2 protein-coding genes are annotated in these 1,643 nt (G+C 66.6%); both read left to right on the forward strand.

From position 1 onward, the window contains the following. Positions 1-254 (forward strand): NPCBM/NEW2 domain-containing protein (locus AOK24_RS44190; protein ID WP_206191377.1); only part of this gene is annotated, 254 nt, incomplete at its 5' end. A 317-nt stretch (positions 255-571) separates the two neighbouring features. Then, on the forward strand, positions 572-1,189 hold the full coding sequence (locus AOK24_RS44195) for a hypothetical protein (RefSeq protein WP_240554426.1): 618 nt from the start codon (positions 572-574) through the stop codon (positions 1,187-1,189). The last annotated feature ends 454 nt before the right edge of the window (positions 1,190-1,643 follow it).

Raw genomic sequence — 1,643 nt, forward strand, 5'->3', positions numbered from 1 at the left:
GGACGTGTACGTCGTACGACGCGCTGGTCGGCGTCGACGACATGACCCTGCGGCTGGGGCAGGTGTACTTCGCCGTCTACGCGGACGGGGTGCGGCTGTGGCGGTCCGGGCTGGTGAAGGGCGGGGACGCCGCTGTGCCGGTGCATGTGGATCTGCGGGGGCGGAAGACCGTGCGGCTGGTGGTCGAGCCGTATACGCCGTTCGACGAACTCGCGTTGGTGGACTGGGCGGAGTCGCGGTTCCGGTGCGGGTGATCCGTACCCGGCGCTGAGTGCGGTGAGTGGATGAGTGCGGCGAGTGGATGAGTGCGGCTCAAGTCCCGCGCGTGATCGGCATCTTGGCGTCCTCCTCGGCCTTTCCGGCCGAAGTCTGAGGTCCCCCTGAGGTTTCTCCGGTCCGTCGTACCCAACAATCACAGGCAGACGGAGACGGCGTGCACATGCCACTCAGGGAGCGTCGTCAAGGCGCCCCGTGGTGACGTGCGCCTGCCCTGCCGCCTGTGAGCAAGCGACCAGCTTCACCGAAACGGGGACCCATGAGAAACACGTTGACGCGCACCGCACTTCCGCTCGTGACCGCAGCGACGGTGCTGTTGGCGGCGTCCGGCGCCGGCGCCGCCGAGTCCGACGAGCCGGTACCGGCCGACGGTACGCAGATCGTCCTCAACGACGGGACGGTCGTCAATGTCGACGACGAGACCGACTTCGCGTTCGAGGCGGACGAGCCGGAGCCTCTGCCGTCGAAGACTCCGTTCGGCTCCGTCTGCCCCGAGGTGAACCAGCCGCCCACGTACACGGTGAAGGGGAAGCCGTACTTCCTGCCGGACAAGAGCAAGCCGCAGTCGACGTGGCTCCTGCCCCGGCAGTCCGTGTCGTGGGAGGTGTCGGGCTCCCACACCTTCACGTTCGACGTCACCGGTGGATACGAGGCCGAGGCCAAGATCATCGTGGCGAAGGCCAAGGTGAAGGTCGACGTCAAGATCGGCAACTCGTGGACGTGGACGGGGTCCCAGCGGGTCACCGACACGAACAACACGAGCAAGGGGTACCGCGCCGTTCTCGGGCAGGTCGGCTGGAAGCTCACGTCGGTGAAGACCTGGTACGCGCCGCCGTGCACGAAGAAGACGAAGACCATCATCGTGAGGGCCCCGCGTAAGGGGGACATGTCGATCGGACGCCAGAAGTCGTAACCCGGGGGAACCGGCGAAGCCGCCGTCCCCCAGCCTCTCCGGCGAGCCGGTACCTCCACGAGGAGGTGCCTGCTCGCCGGAGGCGTATCTGGAGCGGGTGGGGGGAGGAGGTGACCTCCCTCAACTTGCCCGAAAGGGCAACGAGTTGGTCCCTTACCTGCGGTAGTGGCTCTCAGGTATTACGGGGAAAGTCATCCTTGAGGACGACTTCCCGGAATCTGCTTCTCCAGTTGTGTGCGATGCCCTACGGTCTGTGCCCACGACAACAAAGCGCCCCGCCGGATCGCGGCAACGATCCAACGGGGCTAAGCCGAACCAGCTGAGCTGATCCAGGAGCTGATCCAACCTTGTACGACCTTATCTTCCGCGCCCTTTCGTGCGCCCTCCGCGTCCTCATGCCCCGACGCCGCCCCGGCCGCCACAGCGCGACCCACTTCACCGCGACGCCTCCCCC

Origin of the sequence: Streptomyces niveiscabiei, assembly GCF_001419795.1 — a bacterium.
Taxonomy (GTDB): domain Bacteria; phylum Actinomycetota; class Actinomycetes; order Streptomycetales; family Streptomycetaceae; genus Streptomyces; species Streptomyces niveiscabiei.